This is a genomic window from Hafnia alvei (assembly GCF_034424155.1).
Classification (GTDB): Bacteria; Pseudomonadota; Gammaproteobacteria; order Enterobacterales; family Enterobacteriaceae; genus Hafnia; species Hafnia alvei.
The window spans coordinates 524,491-540,335 of record NZ_CP139992.1 but is presented as its reverse complement, the minus strand read 5'-3'; the positions used below and the strand labels follow the sequence as shown (position 1 = coordinate 540,335).

At 49.5% G+C, this 15,845-nt stretch carries 12 protein-coding genes; 5 read left to right on the top strand and 7 right to left on the bottom strand.

The genetic code is table 11. From position 1 onward, the window contains the following. Positions 1-58: 58 nt before the first annotated feature. From U0008_RS02485 to tamA, 3 genes are read right to left on the bottom strand one after another with little or no spacing between them, the layout of a single operon-like run. A complete protein-coding gene (locus U0008_RS02485) occupies positions 59-412 on the bottom strand; it encodes a gamma-glutamylcyclotransferase family protein (RefSeq protein ID WP_040046303.1) in 354 nt (117 codons plus the stop codon). Continuing rightward, the gene (gene tamB / locus U0008_RS02480) at positions 412-4,338 is read right to left on the bottom strand and encodes an autotransporter assembly complex protein TamB (protein ID WP_043490705.1); all 3,927 of its coding nucleotides are present in this window, start codon (positions 4,336-4,338) and stop codon (positions 412-414) included. The genes U0008_RS02485 and tamB overlap by 1 nt, the downstream gene beginning before the upstream one ends. Beyond that, positions 4,335-6,071 carry an autotransporter assembly complex protein TamA gene (gene tamA / locus U0008_RS02475; RefSeq protein ID WP_025798806.1) on the bottom strand — a complete coding sequence of 579 codons (1,737 nt, stop codon included), beginning with the start codon at positions 6,069-6,071 and terminating at the stop codon, positions 4,335-4,337. Before tamA ends, tamB begins: the two co-directional genes overlap by 4 nt. A gap of 273 nt (positions 6,072-6,344) precedes the next feature. Here tamA and msrA point away from each other — a divergent pair, with 273 nt between their 5' ends. Beyond that, entirely contained in the window at positions 6,345-6,965 is a 621-nt protein-coding gene (gene msrA / locus U0008_RS02470) for a peptide-methionine (S)-S-oxide reductase MsrA (protein WP_043490766.1), read from the top strand. A 250-nt stretch (positions 6,966-7,215) separates the two neighbouring features. After that, positions 7,216-8,562 (top strand): polyamine export protein PaeA, encoded by a 1,347-nt coding sequence (paeA, locus tag U0008_RS02465; protein WP_043490703.1) that lies wholly within the window; start codon positions 7,216-7,218, stop codon positions 8,560-8,562. Between the two features lie 125 nt (positions 8,563-8,687). Here the strand turns inward: paeA and U0008_RS02460 are convergent, their stop codons facing one another. Beyond that, the gene (locus U0008_RS02460) at positions 8,688-8,894 is read right to left on the bottom strand and encodes a DUF1107 domain-containing protein (RefSeq protein ID WP_004093669.1); all 207 of its coding nucleotides are present in this window, start codon (positions 8,892-8,894) and stop codon (positions 8,688-8,690) included. A gap of 331 nt (positions 8,895-9,225) precedes the next feature. Between U0008_RS02460 and U0008_RS02455 the strand changes: the two genes are divergently transcribed. Continuing rightward, a complete protein-coding gene (locus U0008_RS02455) occupies positions 9,226-9,783 on the top strand; it encodes a YtfJ family protein (protein WP_043490701.1) in 558 nt (185 codons plus the stop codon). Positions 9,784-9,787: 4 nt separating this feature from the next. Here the strand turns inward: U0008_RS02455 and cysQ are convergent, their stop codons facing one another. Then, the gene (cysQ, locus tag U0008_RS02450) at positions 9,788-10,528 is read right to left on the bottom strand and encodes a 3'(2'),5'-bisphosphate nucleotidase CysQ (RefSeq protein WP_043490698.1); all 741 of its coding nucleotides are present in this window, start codon (positions 10,526-10,528) and stop codon (positions 9,788-9,790) included. Between the two features lie 912 nt (positions 10,529-11,440). On the opposite strand from cysQ, the gene U0008_RS02445 reads away from it, so the two are divergent. Continuing rightward, complete coding sequence (locus U0008_RS02445; protein ID WP_043490696.1) at positions 11,441-13,390, top strand: bifunctional 2',3'-cyclic-nucleotide 2'-phosphodiesterase/3'-nucleotidase; 1,950 nt, start codon at positions 11,441-11,443, stop codon at positions 13,388-13,390. A 51-nt stretch (positions 13,391-13,441) separates the two neighbouring features. On the opposite strand, the gene U0008_RS02440 is transcribed toward U0008_RS02445, so the two are convergent. After that, positions 13,442-14,245 carry an aminoglycoside phosphotransferase family protein gene (locus U0008_RS02440; RefSeq protein WP_043490694.1) on the bottom strand — a complete coding sequence of 268 codons (804 nt, stop codon included), beginning with the start codon at positions 14,243-14,245 and terminating at the stop codon, positions 13,442-13,444. A 130-nt stretch (positions 14,246-14,375) separates the two neighbouring features. Between U0008_RS02440 and ytfE the strand changes: the two genes are divergently transcribed. Next, positions 14,376-15,047: an iron-sulfur cluster repair protein YtfE gene (gene ytfE / locus U0008_RS02435; protein WP_043490692.1), complete on the top strand. Its 672-nt coding sequence runs from the start codon at positions 14,376-14,378 to the stop codon at positions 15,045-15,047. A gap of 77 nt (positions 15,048-15,124) precedes the next feature. Here ytfE and U0008_RS02430 read toward each other — a convergent pair whose 3' ends face one another. Continuing rightward, positions 15,125-15,745, bottom strand: a complete 621-nt coding sequence (locus U0008_RS02430) for a BamJ family beta-barrel-assembly machinery protein (RefSeq protein WP_025798793.1) — start codon at positions 15,743-15,745, stop codon at positions 15,125-15,127. Between the last annotated feature and the right edge of the window lie 100 nt (positions 15,746-15,845).

Below are 15,845 nucleotides of genomic sequence, written 5' to 3'. Positions count from 1 at the left end.
AAAAAAACACCGCCATTGGCGGTGTTTTTTTATATTTTACTGTCAGACAAGCAGCGTGTTATTCGCTACATTCCTGATCGCGCTTCAACCAGTCGCCACATTTGATACGTGGCAAACTGTCCACCGAGTACAGATAGATATATATCCACGCACTGCCAAATGGCGTTTGAATCAGCTCTCTACGATAATCCTTGCTGTTGCTTTTCAGCTCATCCAGCTCGGCTAAAATGGAAGAGTTAATGCGATAGACTTCGCAAAATACCTTTCCATCGCCCGGAACTACCGCCGGAAAATGGCCGAGATCGTACATCTCATACCCTTCGAGCTCACATTCACCCAGCAACATGGCGTTAGTCATCCAATGACTATTGCCCTGCTTACGACGTAGACTTCCATATACAATAATTCGCATCACTCAAACTCAAACTGATAGAGCAAATCGAGTGCCTGATCGAGTCCAGACACCGCTTCCAGATATAATTTTGGCATTAGTCGATAGCGTAACGTTAGCGTCGCCAACGAATCAAATATCCCAACACCATATTTTACCTGTAATCCTGGTAGTACATAACCACTCACAACAACCTGTGAGCTGTCTCCAACGCCCTGAGCGTCCAGAGATAAATTACTCACGCCAAAGGTTTCGCCGATTTTACCCACCAGCTTACCACTTTGCGCCACACCCATGCCGATCAGCATTGATGTCATGGCATTACTGTCCGTTCCCGAACTTTCTAATCCTTGCCCACGCAGCAAATAAGACAGCGCCATCTGCTGTGACATGGCAGGATCTGAGAATACTTCTAGTTTCGGCTGATCAGCAAGTCCTGTTACACGTACCCCTGCTGTCACGTCATCTTCCGTGGCATCAGGGTTACGAATTGCCTCAATATTCAGCAATGGCTGCTCTGGTGGCCCAGAGAAGATCAGTTCACCTTTGCGGATAAGCAAATCTTGCCCATACGCGGCAAAACGACCTTCAGGAATATTAACCTGACCATTTAAGCCAAGACCATGTTCGTCTTGAACCATCTTCAGATCGCCCTGCAATTTCGCTTTCAGACCAAAAGCATCCAAGCGAACGTTAGGGCCAATGTGAATATTCAAATTGCTGTTAATCGGAATCGATGCCGACGCTGGCGTTATCGGCTGGCGTTGGTTGTTCAGCATCACCTCATCAGACGATACCGACACCGCGCTTTCAGGCAGCTCTTGTACCGTGATTCGCGCCCAAGGAATACCCACCGAGCCGTTTAAAGCAAACATCTTCGGCGTCGCTTCAAACACAATATCCGGTGACACATCCAAACGCACCATCGGCGGAACAGTTACGCGAACGCGATCTCCTTTCACTGCAATCTGCGCACGCCATGCATCAATCACACGCCAATCCGCATTACCCGTCAGGTTAAGCTGCCCACGCGAGGTTTTGATCACCCCTTGCAGCGCCGAGCTCATCCCCGCAAAGTTAACCGCCAGATTACCTTCCGTGATATCAAACGGCATAAACTGCCCATCGATATCGACTTTATCCAGTGCCATACGTCCGAAGATCTGCGGCTGCTGGGCGTTTCCGCCTAAGCGTAATGCGGCGTTCAGCATCCCTTGTGCTTTTTCTCCAGACATCAGCGCGGGGTTCAACATCGCCAGCGAGATGCTTTTGATATTCACGTTACCCGACAGATTCCTACGCCCCTGAGGATCGGCAATCTGAACGTTTCCATCAAGCTGGCCATTGCCAGCAATTTTTATCAGCCAATCAAGCTGAGCACGACCATGATTAAGCGCCGCATTCAGGTTCAACGTGTCAAAAGCAATAGGCAGTTGGTTCCCCTGAACGGCCTGTTGCACCTTAACCCCTTTACCAATAAGCGAAACTTTCGCCTCTGGCAACGCCTGACCTTCCTTCCAGCTCACGTCCGCGCGCCCGGTAAATACGCCATTCAATGCGGTATCTGGCCCTAAGAACGGTTTAATCATGGCTAAATCGAAACGGTTTAATACCACGCTAGCATTACCGCTCGCGCCTGCTTCAATCGTTTTAGGAACACAGACCTCAGCGTTCGGGTTTAACCAGCAATGCGGGCCAACGCTGACTTTTTGCTGCTGATTAAGATAATCGAGCGCAATAGGTCGGGTTAAGCGCCACTCGCCAACCGGAGTATCAAAACGCGTATCGTTTAAGGTTCCCTGCCAGCGCTCAGTAGTGCGATCGAAACTGCCCTTCAGCGCCAACTGACCCGAAAGCGGATCGCCGTTGATTTTCAACTGCAGCTGGTGCTGTTTCTCGCTGCCTTTGGCATCCAGCGTTAACAGGCTTATCAGGAAATCATCCTGTTTCAGTTGCTCAACGCGCGCATTCAGATTGCCTTCAATCTGCTCGCCAGAACGAATATCGCCGTCCAGCTTCACTCGATTGATGGTTAACGTCTGCCACTGCAAACCAGACGCCGTGAGATCGGCCAATACCTGCGGCGCTTTAAGATCGCCACGCAGTTTCAACGTGCCTTTCGCCGTGCCCGCTAGCCCCGGCAAATTACCATCAAGGCGAGGCGCATCAATAACGGCATCCAGCGCCCACTTATCAGACAACTCGCCGGTGATATCAATCTTGTTGCGGCCTAGGCCAATGTGCATCTGTGGAATTTTCCACTGACCCGCCTGATTTCCGGTCAGATTCCCACGCACATCGACCTGATTTTGCTTCACGTTACCGTCGAGCTGAAGCACCGGAACGCGTAGCTGCCAGTTTCCACCGTATAAACTGCCCTGCGTTTCAATATTGCCGTTCAGTTTAGCCGGCCATTCAGGCCACTGTTTCGCCGTATTGATACCATCAAGCGTAAGCTTACTCTTCCAGCTAATCGCTTTGCTCCAGTCTACTAAGGCTGAAAGATCGGTGTTCCCCTGCAAAGCAGCGACACGCAGACGAGTTAAATTAAATTGCTGATCCGTCCCTTTACCATCAAGGGTAATTTTAGCCGCTGGAATTTCATTACCACTAACATCGGTTCGTAATGACAGCGCATAGGCTTTGCCGCTACCGTTTAAGCGCAGACGAATATTTTTCGCCTGATACTCTGGCGTCCCCACCAAAGGCCACTGCACGCCGGGGCTTTCCAGCGTCAAGGCTAACGGTAAGCCCGCCGTGGCTAACTGCGTTTCTGCCGCTAACGTCGCTTTTAACGGGCCAGATAAATTAGCATCCAGCGTTAATACATCTCGCAGATCGCCTTTGATACCGAGCTTCAGTTTTTCGCCTTTAACCGGATCAACGTTCAAATCTGCGTTTAAGCGGAAATCCATCGGCCATCGATCGCTCAGCGTCGCCTGACCATGCATGGATACATTGCCCTGCGGTGAACGGACCTCCAGCGTATGCAAACGCAGCGCGCTATCTTTGGTAACAGCCCTCACCAGCAACGAATTCACCACAATATCGCTATCGCCGGTGATACGTAATTGCTCACCAGAAATCCGCTTCACGGTCAGATCCAGCGGCAAACGCAGTTCTGGCAAATCAGGCAGCAATGGTTTAGCAAACAGCTCTGCAAGCACCTCGCCTAATGGCTTCTCAATAGCGGCTTTTTCCGCCTCAGCCTGTGCATCTTTCTGAGCTTCAGCTTTTGCCTGCTCAGGCTTAGCAACCTGCTTCACCACCTGCTCTGCAGCATCAGAAGCGGCCTGCTTGGCGCTATCGGCGGCGGCATCCATGGCGGCCTGAGTTACCGGCTTATCTTTAACAGCCACCGCAACCACCTGATCCTGAACCGGCGTTGCAGGCGTTTTCGGCAATGCCACCAGCAGAGACTTGATGTTGGTTGGCAACAACGTTAAGCCACGATCTCGCCATTCAGCACCGGTGCGAAACTCTTCCAAAGAAATAGCGGTGTCATCGACCGTGACGTGAACGTTATTGATACGCAGCAAACGGATCGCCACGGGATAAGGCGCTTTCAGTTCGGTCAGCGGTTCACTGGTGGTTTCTGGCGTAGGCTCAGAAGGCGCCAACTCTTGCGTGTTAATAGCAACGTCAATCTGATTGGCCGTTAGGGCATTCAGGCACAGTTCGCTTTTTTTCAAGCAGCCGATATCCACCGCTAGATGAAGCTCACCGGCTTTCACTTTCACACCGGGCATTTGGTAGGAAACGCCGGTTAACGTTAGATTACGCCACCCGCCGGTTACGCCCGCGATATCAAGTCCTGGTACCCAACGCGCCGCGCTGTTGATAACAAAATGAAGCCCCGGCGTGCTGATCACAGTGCCAATCAGGCCAACCACCAGCAATACGAGCACCAACAAAAAGATCAGGCTGAATTTGATTACGCGTCTCATAGTTCAGGCCCCAATCCGATGTAAAACTGCAAATCATGGTTATCTTTATCACCAACCGGTACCGCAAAATCGAGCTTGATTGGCCCAACCGGTGATTCCCAGCGCACGCCAACACCCGCGCCGGTATAAAAATTACTGCGTTTGATATCGTTCACCGCTTCACCAGAGTCAACAAAGGTGGCACCCCACCATTTCCCAGTGACGTTATATTGATATTCCAATGAACCCGTAGCGAGTTTGGAAGCACCGGTTAACTTGCCTGAGCTATCTTCCGGTGAAATTGATTTGTATTTATAACCGCGAATACTGCGGTCGCCACCGGCGAAGAAGCGCAGGTTTGGCGGCACTTTTTCGAAGTTATTGGTTTCAATCCATCCCACGTTACCGCGTACCACAAAGCGATGTTTTTCGGCTAACGTGCGGATCCACACCTGCTGAGCCTGCACTACGGCGAAGTCAACGTCAGAGCCCCACGTGGTATCGGATACATCAAATGAATAGCGCTGGCTATCGCCCCATACCGGCATGAGTCCACCGCGAGAACGGGTGCGGTTCAGCATAATCCCCGGATACAACAGCATGGTGTCGTTCGACACTTCACCCTGCGTAAAGTGGTTAAGGCTCCAACGCAGGTTAACTGAACGCTGCCAGCCACTCGACAGATCCCAATATCTCGCCACGTTCAGCGTGGTGGTATCTTCTTCGGTATCATTAAGATCGGTTCGCTTGAAACCGCCCTGCAACAGGTAATATTGCTCAATCGGGTTCTTTAGCAGTGGAATTTTGTAGCTGAAATCTGCGGTTTGTTCTGGTGCAGAAAGGTTAAGCGAGGTTTCGAAACTGTGCCCATACGAGTTAACCCAAGGACGTTTCCACGTCGCCTGTACGCGCGGCCCCACGTCGGTAGCATAACCACCGCCGAGCTCAACGGTATTCCGCACTTTAGGAGAAACCACCGCGTCTAGCGGCAGCTCTTTATCGGCGGTTGCCTGTTTAAAATCAGGCGATACCACCACCGAGTTGAACCAGTTGGTGGCGGATAAACGACGGCTGAATTCAGCCAACTGCTCAGAAGTGTAATATTCCCCCTGTTTGAAAGGCACCAAGTGCTGCAAATACTCTTCTCGGATCTGCGAGCCTTCAAACGTCACATCGCCAAAGCGGTAGCGTTTGCCGCTATCAAAATCGATATCCCAAAATGCTTTGCGCTCATCCTCGATAACACCAAGCTGATGCACCGGCATCGTGGCGTCGAAGTAGCCTCTGCGCACCGCAATAGAGGTCAGGGAATTCTTGAAACTATCGTAAGTGCCGTGGTTAAGCACGGTGCCAATTTTAGGCTCACCGGTTTTCAGCAGATCTTTATAAGCAGAGTCATCTTTAGCCTGCCCTAAAATTTTCACGTCAACGCCCGCAATCAATACGGGTTCACCGGCCTTCACTTTCGCAATCAGCAAGGGTCTTTCAGGTGGTTTTTTATCTTGATAATCAAATTCAATGGTTGGCTGATAATAGCCAAGCGCTTTCAGCCCCCGCCGAATAGACTCATCAACTCGGGCGCGAAAACGGCCATCGTTGCTGACTTCATCATTTTCGATGGTGGAAAGACTGGCTCGTACGTTCTGTTCGAGCGACCCGCTTAAACCTTCAACTTTTAAGCGAACTTGCGCTGCATTGGCCAAGGGGGATGCCAAAAAAAGGCATATAAAGCCAAAGAGACGAAATCGTGGCACGCGAACTCCTGAAGTTTACCCTACCCGTAAAACATTCCGTCTGTCAGGGGGAACTGCTATCCGACGGAATTCAAAAATGTGCATGTGCACCAGTTTGCAATGCCATTAGTAACATGGTTGCAATAATTAGGCATATTGTGCGCAAAGTAAGTATGAGATACAACTAATGACCGAATTGATCTAAATAAAGTAATCACTAAAGTTATGTATATAGTAGCTGAGTGATACATAAATCTAAGACAGGAGCCTCCTGTGGCTAACGCAAATCATAATATTCAACCACTTACGGCAGAGCATGCTCTTCCTGGCCGCAATACCCCAATGCCTATTGCTAAAACACACGCGGTGAACGGAAATTCTATGACCGAGGTTCCTGAAGGAATGGAAACCGCCATTTTCGCAATGGGATGCTTCTGGGGTGTAGAGCGTCTGTTCTGGCAACAGCCTGGCATCTACAGTACGGCGGCAGGATATAGCGGTGGCTTCACCCCCAATCCAACCTATCGCGAAGTGTGTTCTGGCCAAACGGGCCATGCGGAAGCCGTGCGCATCGTGTTTGATCCAAAAATCATCAGCTACGCAAAATTACTTGAGCTGTTTTGGGAAAATCACGATCCCGCTCAGGGCGATCGTCAGGGAAATGACATTGGCAGCCAATATCGTTCTGCAATCTACGTGCTTACACCACAGCAGCAGGCTGAAGCGCTGACCAGCGAAGCTCGCTTTCAGAAAGCGATGAAGGAAGCCAACGACTCGCGCGAAATCACCACCGAAATTAGCGCGGCCAAACCGTTCTACTATGCAGAAGATGAGCACCAACAATATCTGTATAAAAACCCGCATGGCTACTGTGGTCTGGGTGGCATTGGGGTATGTCTGCCGCCACAGCTTTAATATTGTCGAGAGCCCGCTTCACGATTAAAATTGGCTAATAGCAATGGCTTATGAAGAAGTGAGCACCTTTTAATCTCTAGCTGGTTTCTCATGGCTGCTGCTATACTAGACGCGGGTCACAGAAATGTGGCCTCGTTAATAGTAGTTAGTACGCGGCATAGTGCGCAAAAACTAGCCGTTTTTTGTTAAACTCCCATTAATCACTGCCCTTCACTATTCCCCGGAGCACTCCGGTCGAAGCGGATAAATTATGTTAAACAGTATTTTACTGATCCTGATATTGATCGCGATAAGCGCCTTTTTTTCCATCTCGGAAATTTCACTGGCCGCCTCTCGCAAAATGAAATTGAAAACAATGGCTGATGAAGGCGATATCAATGCTTCTCGTGTCATTGCGCTCCAAGAACAGCCTGGCTATTTCTTTACCGTGGTACAAATTGGGCTAAATGCCGTCGCTATCCTCGGTGGTATCGTCGGTGACGCCGCATTCTCCCCAACCTTCCGGATTCTGTTTGACCGCTTTATGTCACCAGAAATCTCCGAACAGGTCAGCTTTATCTGTTCATTCGTCTTGGTCACCAGCTGCTTTATTTTGTTTGCCGACCTCACACCGAAACGCATCGGTATGATCGCCCCTGAAACGGTCGCCGTCCGGATCGTCAACCCGATGCGCTTCTGCCTGTTGGTATTCAGACCTTTGGTATGGTTCTTCAACGGCCTTGCCAACATGATCTTCCGCTTATTTAAGCTGCCAATGGTACGTAAAGACGATATTACTTCTGATGATATCTACGCCGTCGTTGAAGCGGGTGCATTAGCGGGCGTACTGCGTAAACAAGAGCACGAAATCATCGAGAACGTCTTTGAGCTGGAATCTCGTACGGTTCCTTCTTCTATGACGCCGCGTGAAAGCATCATCTACTTCGATTTGAGCGAAAGCGAAGAAAGCATCAAAGAAAAAGTCTCTACTCATCCGCACTCTAAGTTTTTAGTGTGTGATGGGGCAATCGATCACGTGGTGGGCTACGTTGACTCCAAAGATTTGCTGAACCGCGTATTGGGCAATCAAAGCCTCGTGCTAAGCAGCGGCGTGCAAATTCGCAACGTGTTAATCATTCCAGATACGCTGACGTTATCGGAAGGGTTAGAGAGTTTTAAAACCGCCGGTGAAGACTTCGCTATTATTCTGAACGAATATGCGTTGGTGGTGGGTATCATCACGCTTAACGACGTAATGACCACGCTGATGGGCGATCTGGTTGGCCAAGGCCAAGAAGAACAGATTATCGCTCGCGATGAAAACTCGTGGCTGGTTGAAGGCGTTACGCCAATTGATGATGTGATGCGCGTGCTGGATATTGAAGAGTTTCCGCAGAACAGCAACTATGAAACCATTGGCGGCTTCATGATGTATATGCTGCGCAAAATTCCAAAACGCACCGACTACGTCAAATACGCGGGCTATAAGTTTGAAGTTGTTGATATCGACAGCTACAAAATCGATCAGCTGCTGGTGACTCGCTTGGCTGAACGCCCAGCGCCGATCATTCCCGATGCGGCTGGTGATTTAGAAAAAGCGAAAGAAGCCAATACCTAAGCTCAGCGCTTCAAACTGCATGATAGAAACACAAACGGCCCGCAAGGGCCGTTACCATTTTCCTACTTTCTAGTCTATCTGCTCTAGCTTATTAACAACACAGCAGGGAGCTCTTCCCAATCTGCCTATGCCATTTCAGCCTGCAGTCGTGTGACTTGACGATTAATCTCAGACATGGCGCTGAGGTGGCGTTTGTCTCGCACTTTCGGGGGAAGAACCTTCCCCATGTCGAACTCGAAAGCGCCGACATCCTTGATATATAACCGTCCACGAAACAGGGTTTTTACATACTTGGCGACAAGAAGCGGATTGTAGCGTTGGAAGATTTTCATTGTTGTGTTTACCTCCCGGTAATGACATGCGGCAGGGTATAAAAATTCAATCAGCCAAAACGGCTGCACGGCCCCTATCCGCGTAATGGAGTATAAATATAGACTGCTTTCACAACTTTGGGTTCCCATAAAGCGGCATTTTTCACTATATTTACCTCAGCTGACAGAATGGTATGCAAAAAGTCATACCCAGTATGAAATAATCGCGCAAAAAATGGGGTTTTAGCCTTACAGAATAAAACTTTCGATCACACTTCAAAACAGGACAGACCTCCGATCACAATCTATGCTTTTGACACGATCGTTCTGACTGTTTATTTAGGGAGTCTGCATGAAACTACAAAAACACTACCTACTTCCGTTGCTGCTGCTATCGATGTCAGTTTCGGCACATAATTTTCAGCAAGATCAGCGCGTCGCGCCCGTGGGTATCAGCGACCGTGGAGAGCTGAACTATCAGAATAATGAGTTTAGCTACAAAAACTGGAACAGTGCCCAGCTGGGAGGAAAAGTACGAGTCATTCAGCATATCGCTGGGCGTACTTCTGCCAAGGACATGAACGATCCATTAATTGAAGCCATCAAGAAAGCCGGTTTACCACACGATAAATATCAAACCACCACCATCGTGAATACCGATGACGCCATTATTGGTACAGGGCCATTCGTACGCAGCAGCATTGAAGGCAGCAAGAAGGAGTTCCCTTGGTCGCAATTTATCGTTGACGATACAGGCGCGGCGAAAAAAGCATGGGACTTACAGCCAAAAGGATCGGCGATCGTCGTTCTGGACAAGCAAGGCAACGTAAAATTTGCGAAAGATGGCGCGCTAACGCCGCAGGAAGTACAGCAGGTTATGGGCCTGCTGCATCAGCTGTTAGGTTCTTAAAAGCCTAAAAGAGAGAAACACGGAACCCCGGATTCAGGAAGGATTCTGCCGGGGTATAATCCAGCGTTTTCCCCTGCCAATCGTGGATCTGCGCACCCGCGGCAAGCGCAACCGCATGCCCCGCCGCCGTATCCCAAACGTTAGTCGGCCCGAAGCGTGGATAGAGTTGAGCTTTCCCCTCTGCCACTAAGCAGAATTTCAGCGAAGAGCCTACGGCAACCGTTTGATGCTCACCCAACTGAGCCAAATAGTCTCTTAACTCTTCATCGGCATGTGAACGGCTAACGACTACCAGTGGTGGATTAGCATTGCTGACGTGGATTTGCTCGCGCACGCCTTGCTCTTCTTTCCAAGCTTTACCGCGCTCCGCACAATACAAAACATCGTTAACCGGCGCATAAACCACCCCCATCACAGGGACGCCGTTTTCGATCAGGGCAATATTTACCGTGAACTCACCGTTGCGGCTAATAAACTCCTTAGTACCATCTAACGGATCCACCAGCCAATAGCGCTGCCAATGCTGGCGGATCGCCCACGATGGCGGATCTTCTTCAGACAGCAAAGGGATCTCTGGCGTCAGTTTCGCTAAGCCGTCGCGGATCACTTGATGCGCCGCCAGATCTGCCGCAGTGACTGGAGAGTCGTCAGATTTATGCTCTACGTTAAGAGGTTTATCGTCTTGATAGACGACCATTATTGCCTCTCCGGCCTCGCGCGCCAGTCGGGAAATTTGTTCTAACATACCTACCTCTTTAAACAATGATATCGTTTAGAAGACTAGTTTTTTTTGTGTTGAATAGCCATCTTTTGGTGGGTATAGGGATAAGGTTCTATACAACAATTATTTATGTGATCGCGGAGTAACGTTTCGACTGCCTACCCTTTATGTGATCGCGGAGTAACGTTTCGACCGCCTCTCAGCAGCGGTATTCACATGCAAACTAAGTGAAGGCGTCCGAGTCGGGTGCGCCAGCGCGCGCACCCAACACCCGCGCGCTTTTATCCGAGACGCCATCTTCGCTCCGGTTTGGTATCGCCCATCCCGGGCGCCCCAAACTCCACCGGTACATCCCTGTACCGGTGGCTCGTTCTACGAAAATCTAAGTTTTAAAAAATTAAAGATAGGTATTTTTAATTTGGTTTTTTTAGTTAGATGAAATGCATTTTAGAGCCGCCAGCAGGGATGCTGGTGGCAGGTTGAGGGCGTACAGGATGTACGCTCCGAAACCGGTCGGCCAAACGGCTCGGTAAAAAGCGCGAGAGTCGAGAGGTTGCGCGCTGGCAACCTCTCGTCGGACGCCTACGGCTGCCGTTTCATAGAAACGCAAATGCTCACGGGCGGACGAAATTTTTCATCACTCTCACATAAAATATTCTAGATGCAAGGCAGCGTTGCTTGAGCACCCTCACTCGGACGCCTACGCCAGCGGTTTCATAGAAACGCAGATGCTCACAGGCGGACGAAACCCTTCATCGTTCTAACATAAAGGCTCGCGGATACCAGACAGCGATTAAACCACCACTCCCCCATCTGTGAACTCCCCCACGGACGCCTTCTCCTTTATCTGGCAGAGTTCACACTTCTGGAAATATCTTCATCGTAGTTACACGTTTAATTGCGATGCTTGTCATAAATACACTCATGGAGATCACCATGTCCGCTCGCCCCCTTTCTTACTCTCTGCTGGCCCTGCTTATTGCTGGTTCTGCGCAGGCTGCGACCGTTGATTTACGTATACTCGAAACCAGCGACCTGCACAGCAATATGATGGATTTCGACTATTACAAAGATAAGCCCACTGAAAAGTTTGGCCTAGTGCGCACCGCAAGCCTCATCAACGATGCTCGCCATGAAGCCACCAACAGCGTTTTAGTCGATAACGGCGATCTGATCCAAGGCAGTCCATTGGGTGATTACATGGCTGCCAAGGGATTGAAAGACGGCGAAATACATCCAGTTTATAAAGCGATGAACACGCTGGATTACACGGTAGGCAACATCGGTAACCATGAGTTTAACTATGGCTTGGATTATCTGAAGAAAGCGCAGGCTGGCGCGAAATTTCCCTATATCAATGCCAACGTGGTCGATGCCAAAACCGGTAAACCGATTTGGAAGCCTTACCTGATCGCCGAAAAGCAGGTCAAAGATCGCGATGGAAAAATGCATACGCTTCGCATCGGTTACATTGGTTTTGTGCCTCCACAAATCATGACGTGGGATAAGTCCAATCTGGCGGGCAAAGTGAAGGTAAATGACATCACTGAAACGGCCCGTCGATATGTACCGCAGATGAAGAAAGAAGGCGCCGATCTGATTGTTGCCATCCCACACTCTGGCCTATCCAGCCTGCCTTATCAGGTGATGGCTGAAAACTCGGTTTACTATCTGAGCCAAGTGCCGGATATCAACGCCATTATGTTCGGTCATTCACACGCGGTTTTCCCGAGCAAAGATTTTGCCGATATCAAAGGCGTTGATATTGATAAAGGCACGTTGAACGGTATCCCTGCCGTAATGCCAGGGCAATGGGGAGATCATTTGGGTCTGGTCGATCTAGTCATTAATAACGATCAAGGCAGTTGGAAAGTCGAAGAGGCTACCGCGCAGGCGCGTCCAATTTACGATCTCGCTAATAAAAAATCGTTGGCGGCTGAAGACGCGACCTTAGTTAAGGTGCTGAAAGACGATCACAAAGGTACCCGCGATTTCGTCAGCCAGCCTATCGGCAAATCCAACGGTAACATGTACAGCTATCTGGCGCTGATCCAAGACGATCCTACGGTACAGATCGTAAATAACGCACAGCGTGCCTACGTTGAACACTATATCCAAGGCGATCCGGATCTGGCCGATATTCCCGTGCTATCTGCCGCTGCACCGTTTAAGGTTGGCGGGCGTAAAAACGATCCGGCCAGCTATGTGGAAGTTGAAAAAGGCCAGCTCACCTTCCGCAATGCCGCCGATCTTTACCTGTATCCAAATACGTTGGTGGTCGTCAAAGCCAGCGGCGCGGATGTGAAAGAGTGGCTGGAGTGCTCTGTTGGGCAGTACAACCAGATTGATGTAAACAGCAGCAAGCCTCAGGAGTTGATTAACTGGGACGGCTTCCGTACCTACAATTTCGACATCATTGACGGCGTCAATTATCAGGTTGATGTTAGCCAGCCTGCGCGCTATGACGGCGAATGTGCGCTGATAAACCCTAAATCTGAGCGTATTAAGGGGCTCACATTCAACGGCAAACCGATCGATCCTAAAGCCCAATTCTTGATTGCGACCAACAACTACCGCGCCTACGGTGGCAAGTTCGCAGGAACCGGTGATAAGCATATTGCGTTTGCTTCACCTGATGAAAACCGCGCCGTACTTGCCGACTATATTCGTACCGAAACCAAAAAGCATGGCGCAGTCACTCCACAGGTGGATAACAACTGGCGACTCGCGCCAATTCACAGCAAAACGCCGCTGGATATTCGCTTTGAAACTTCACCGAGTGAAAAAGCGAGCAAATTCATTTCTGAACATGCCCAGTATCCGCTCATCAGCAAAGGCCAAGATAATCTAGGTTTTGCGCTGTATCAGATTGATCTACAGAAGTAATACTAAATCCCCCCGCTGATTCGCAGTGGGGGGATGCTCGGTATAGACCGGTCAGATATCTAATTCGTCAGCGGCAAATCTCGCGATGCACATGCGGCTAGCGACATAATCAAGCTCATTATCTTCTAGAAACCAAGCCGCCGATAATCCCGCGTAGGCCATAATCCACATCAGCAATCTTTGCCTATCTAAGTTTGCTGCCTGCGTCACCACGGCGAGCTGGCGCAAAAAACGCTCGCGCCGTGTACACGTTGAAAGCTCAGGATTACAAAATAAGTTGGCATAATCATAACCACGCTCACCGAATAAGCCTTTGGGGTCAATTGCCAACCATCCACGCTCACCAAAATCTAAAATATTTCCATGGTGTATATCGCCGTGCAATACCACTTCGTCTTGTGGGCTAGACAGCAACGTTTCGGCAACCGAACAACACAATGACATTAGTGAACTATGAGACACAGCCTGCCGTAATGCGTTAAAACGCTGATGCAGTGCCTCCAGCGAAGGTGTCATTTCTTCACGGCAAGTATGTAGTTGAGTGACGACACGGCAAATAATCTGACTCGCCTCATCGTCTTCGTCTTGGCTATGTTTAGCCATATGCAGCAGATTTTTGCCTCCGCACGCACGTTCCATCAGCAAGGCTTCGTTATGATGAGCAACAACCTTCGCAGCACCATTGCCATTCCACCATTGCATTAAATCGGCACCACGGCGCTCCTCTTCAACCAGAGCAAGTTTCAGCATTAATGGAATGCCATCGCATAAAACTGGCAATAGCTGGCTGCTACGAGTCTGTATCGGCGCACCATCGGCCTGTAAATTCCACCGAGTTAACCAATGGGAAAACATCGTCTTTCCTCACTTTTTATTTCTTTGATTATCGCAAATGACTCAACAACCCCCAAAGAGTTATGGCTTAAATTATAAATTGCATTTAAAATGCACCTTATAAAATATAGGCATCCTGAGGAACATAACTATGGCACTACGCGATCTATCATTAGGCGAGCTGGCAATCACCATTCCACGTGCAACGCGTCTTTTCCGTCAGCATGATATGGACTTCTGCTGTGGGGGCAAACAAACGTTATTGCGCGTAGCCACCAAAAAGAATCTGAATGTGGATGAACTAGAAGCGCAACTGGAAGCCCTTAAGAGCGAGCCAAACAACGCCACCGCGCACGACTGGCGTACAACGCCGTTGGCTGAGATCACACCGTTTATTGTTAAGCGCTATCACGATCGCCATCGTGAACAACTGCCGGAGCTGATCCTCATGGCGGAAAAAGTAGAACGTGTACACGCCGACAAACCAACCTGCCCAAAAGGTTTGGGTAAACAGCTGAACTTAATCTATCAAGACCTCAGCCAGCACATGATGAAAGAAGAACGTATTCTCTTCCCGCTGATTGAACAAGGGATGGGCGCACAGGCTGGCGGTCCGATTTCAGTAATGGAAAGCGAACATGACGACGCCGGTGAACAGCTTGAAGTCATCAAGTTCTTGACCAACAATGTCGTTCCACCTGAAGGTGCCTGTAATACTTGGCAAGCTTTGTATGCTGGAATCAACGAATTCATCAATGATTTGATGGAGCACATCAGTTTAGAAAATAACTTACTCTTCCCACGCGCGCTGCGCAGCGAATAAGAAACCTATCGCTCTAGAACGTAAAAAAGCCGGCATACGCCGGCTTTCGCATTGATTAACGTTAACGCTAACCCGAATTACAGAATTTCTAGCAGTTCAACGTCAAATACCAAAGCGCTGTACGGAGGGATAGAAGCACCCGCGCCACGTTCGCCATAAGCTAAGTTATGAGGAATATACAGCTGCCATTTTGAACCGACTGGCATCATGGTCAATGCTTCGATCCAACCTGGGATCACGCCATTCACTGGGAATTCAGCTGGCTGGCCACGTTCAACGGAGCTATCAAATACGGTGCCATCAACCAGACGACCGGTATAGTGGACGCGAACCTGATCCTGACGAGCTGGAATAGTCCCTTCACCTTTTTCCAGCACTTTGAACTGCAGGCCAGATTCAGTTACGGTAACATCATCATTCTTAGCGTTTTCTTCCAAGAATTTCTGACCCGCTTCAGCCAAGCCTTTTTGCTGTTCGCGACGCACGGCGTCTGCACGTTCATGGATTTCACGCAGCGCACGATGAACGGCTTCTACAGGAACCGCCGGAGCATTCCCTTCCATCGCGTCGCGCAGGCCTGCCAACAGCGCTTCAGGCTGCAAACCTTCCAGACCAGACTCATTCAGTTGCTGGCCAACTTGCAGACCAATACCATAACTTGCTTGCGCTTCTATACTGTCAAAAGAAGGGGTCGACATGGTGTTTCCTTTAATCTTTAAAATGTAGAAGACGAAGCATAGCAGTGCAGGAGCCTAGGGTAAAATCTTGCGTCCAGAAGGATGACTTTTATCTAGGAAA

Bases quoted from the DNA above. Each gene is read 5' to 3' on its own strand.
- U0008_RS02485 (WP_040046303.1), bottom strand. From the start codon at position 412: ATGCGAATTATTGTATATGGAAGTCTACGTCGTAAGCAGGGCAATAGT.
- tamB (WP_043490705.1), bottom strand. From the start codon at position 4,338: ATGAGACGCGTAATCAAATTCAGCCTGATCTTTTTGTTGGTGCTCGTA.
- paeA (WP_043490703.1), top strand. From the start codon at position 7,216: ATGTTAAACAGTATTTTACTGATCCTGATATTGATCGCGATAAGCGCC.
- U0008_RS02460 (WP_004093669.1), bottom strand. From the start codon at position 8,894: ATGAAAATCTTCCAACGCTACAATCCGCTTCTTGTCGCCAAGTATGTA.
- U0008_RS02455 (WP_043490701.1), top strand. From the start codon at position 9,226: ATGAAACTACAAAAACACTACCTACTTCCGTTGCTGCTGCTATCGATG.
- cysQ (WP_043490698.1), bottom strand. From the start codon at position 10,528: ATGTTAGAACAAATTTCCCGACTGGCGCGCGAGGCCGGAGAGGCAATA.
- U0008_RS02445 (WP_043490696.1), top strand. From the start codon at position 11,441: ATGTCCGCTCGCCCCCTTTCTTACTCTCTGCTGGCCCTGCTTATTGCT.
- U0008_RS02440 (WP_043490694.1), bottom strand. From the start codon at position 14,245: ATGTTTTCCCATTGGTTAACTCGGTGGAATTTACAGGCCGATGGTGCG.
- ytfE (WP_043490692.1), top strand. From the start codon at position 14,376: ATGGCACTACGCGATCTATCATTAGGCGAGCTGGCAATCACCATTCCA.
- U0008_RS02430 (WP_025798793.1), bottom strand. From the start codon at position 15,745: ATGTCGACCCCTTCTTTTGACAGTATAGAAGCGCAAGCAAGTTATGGT.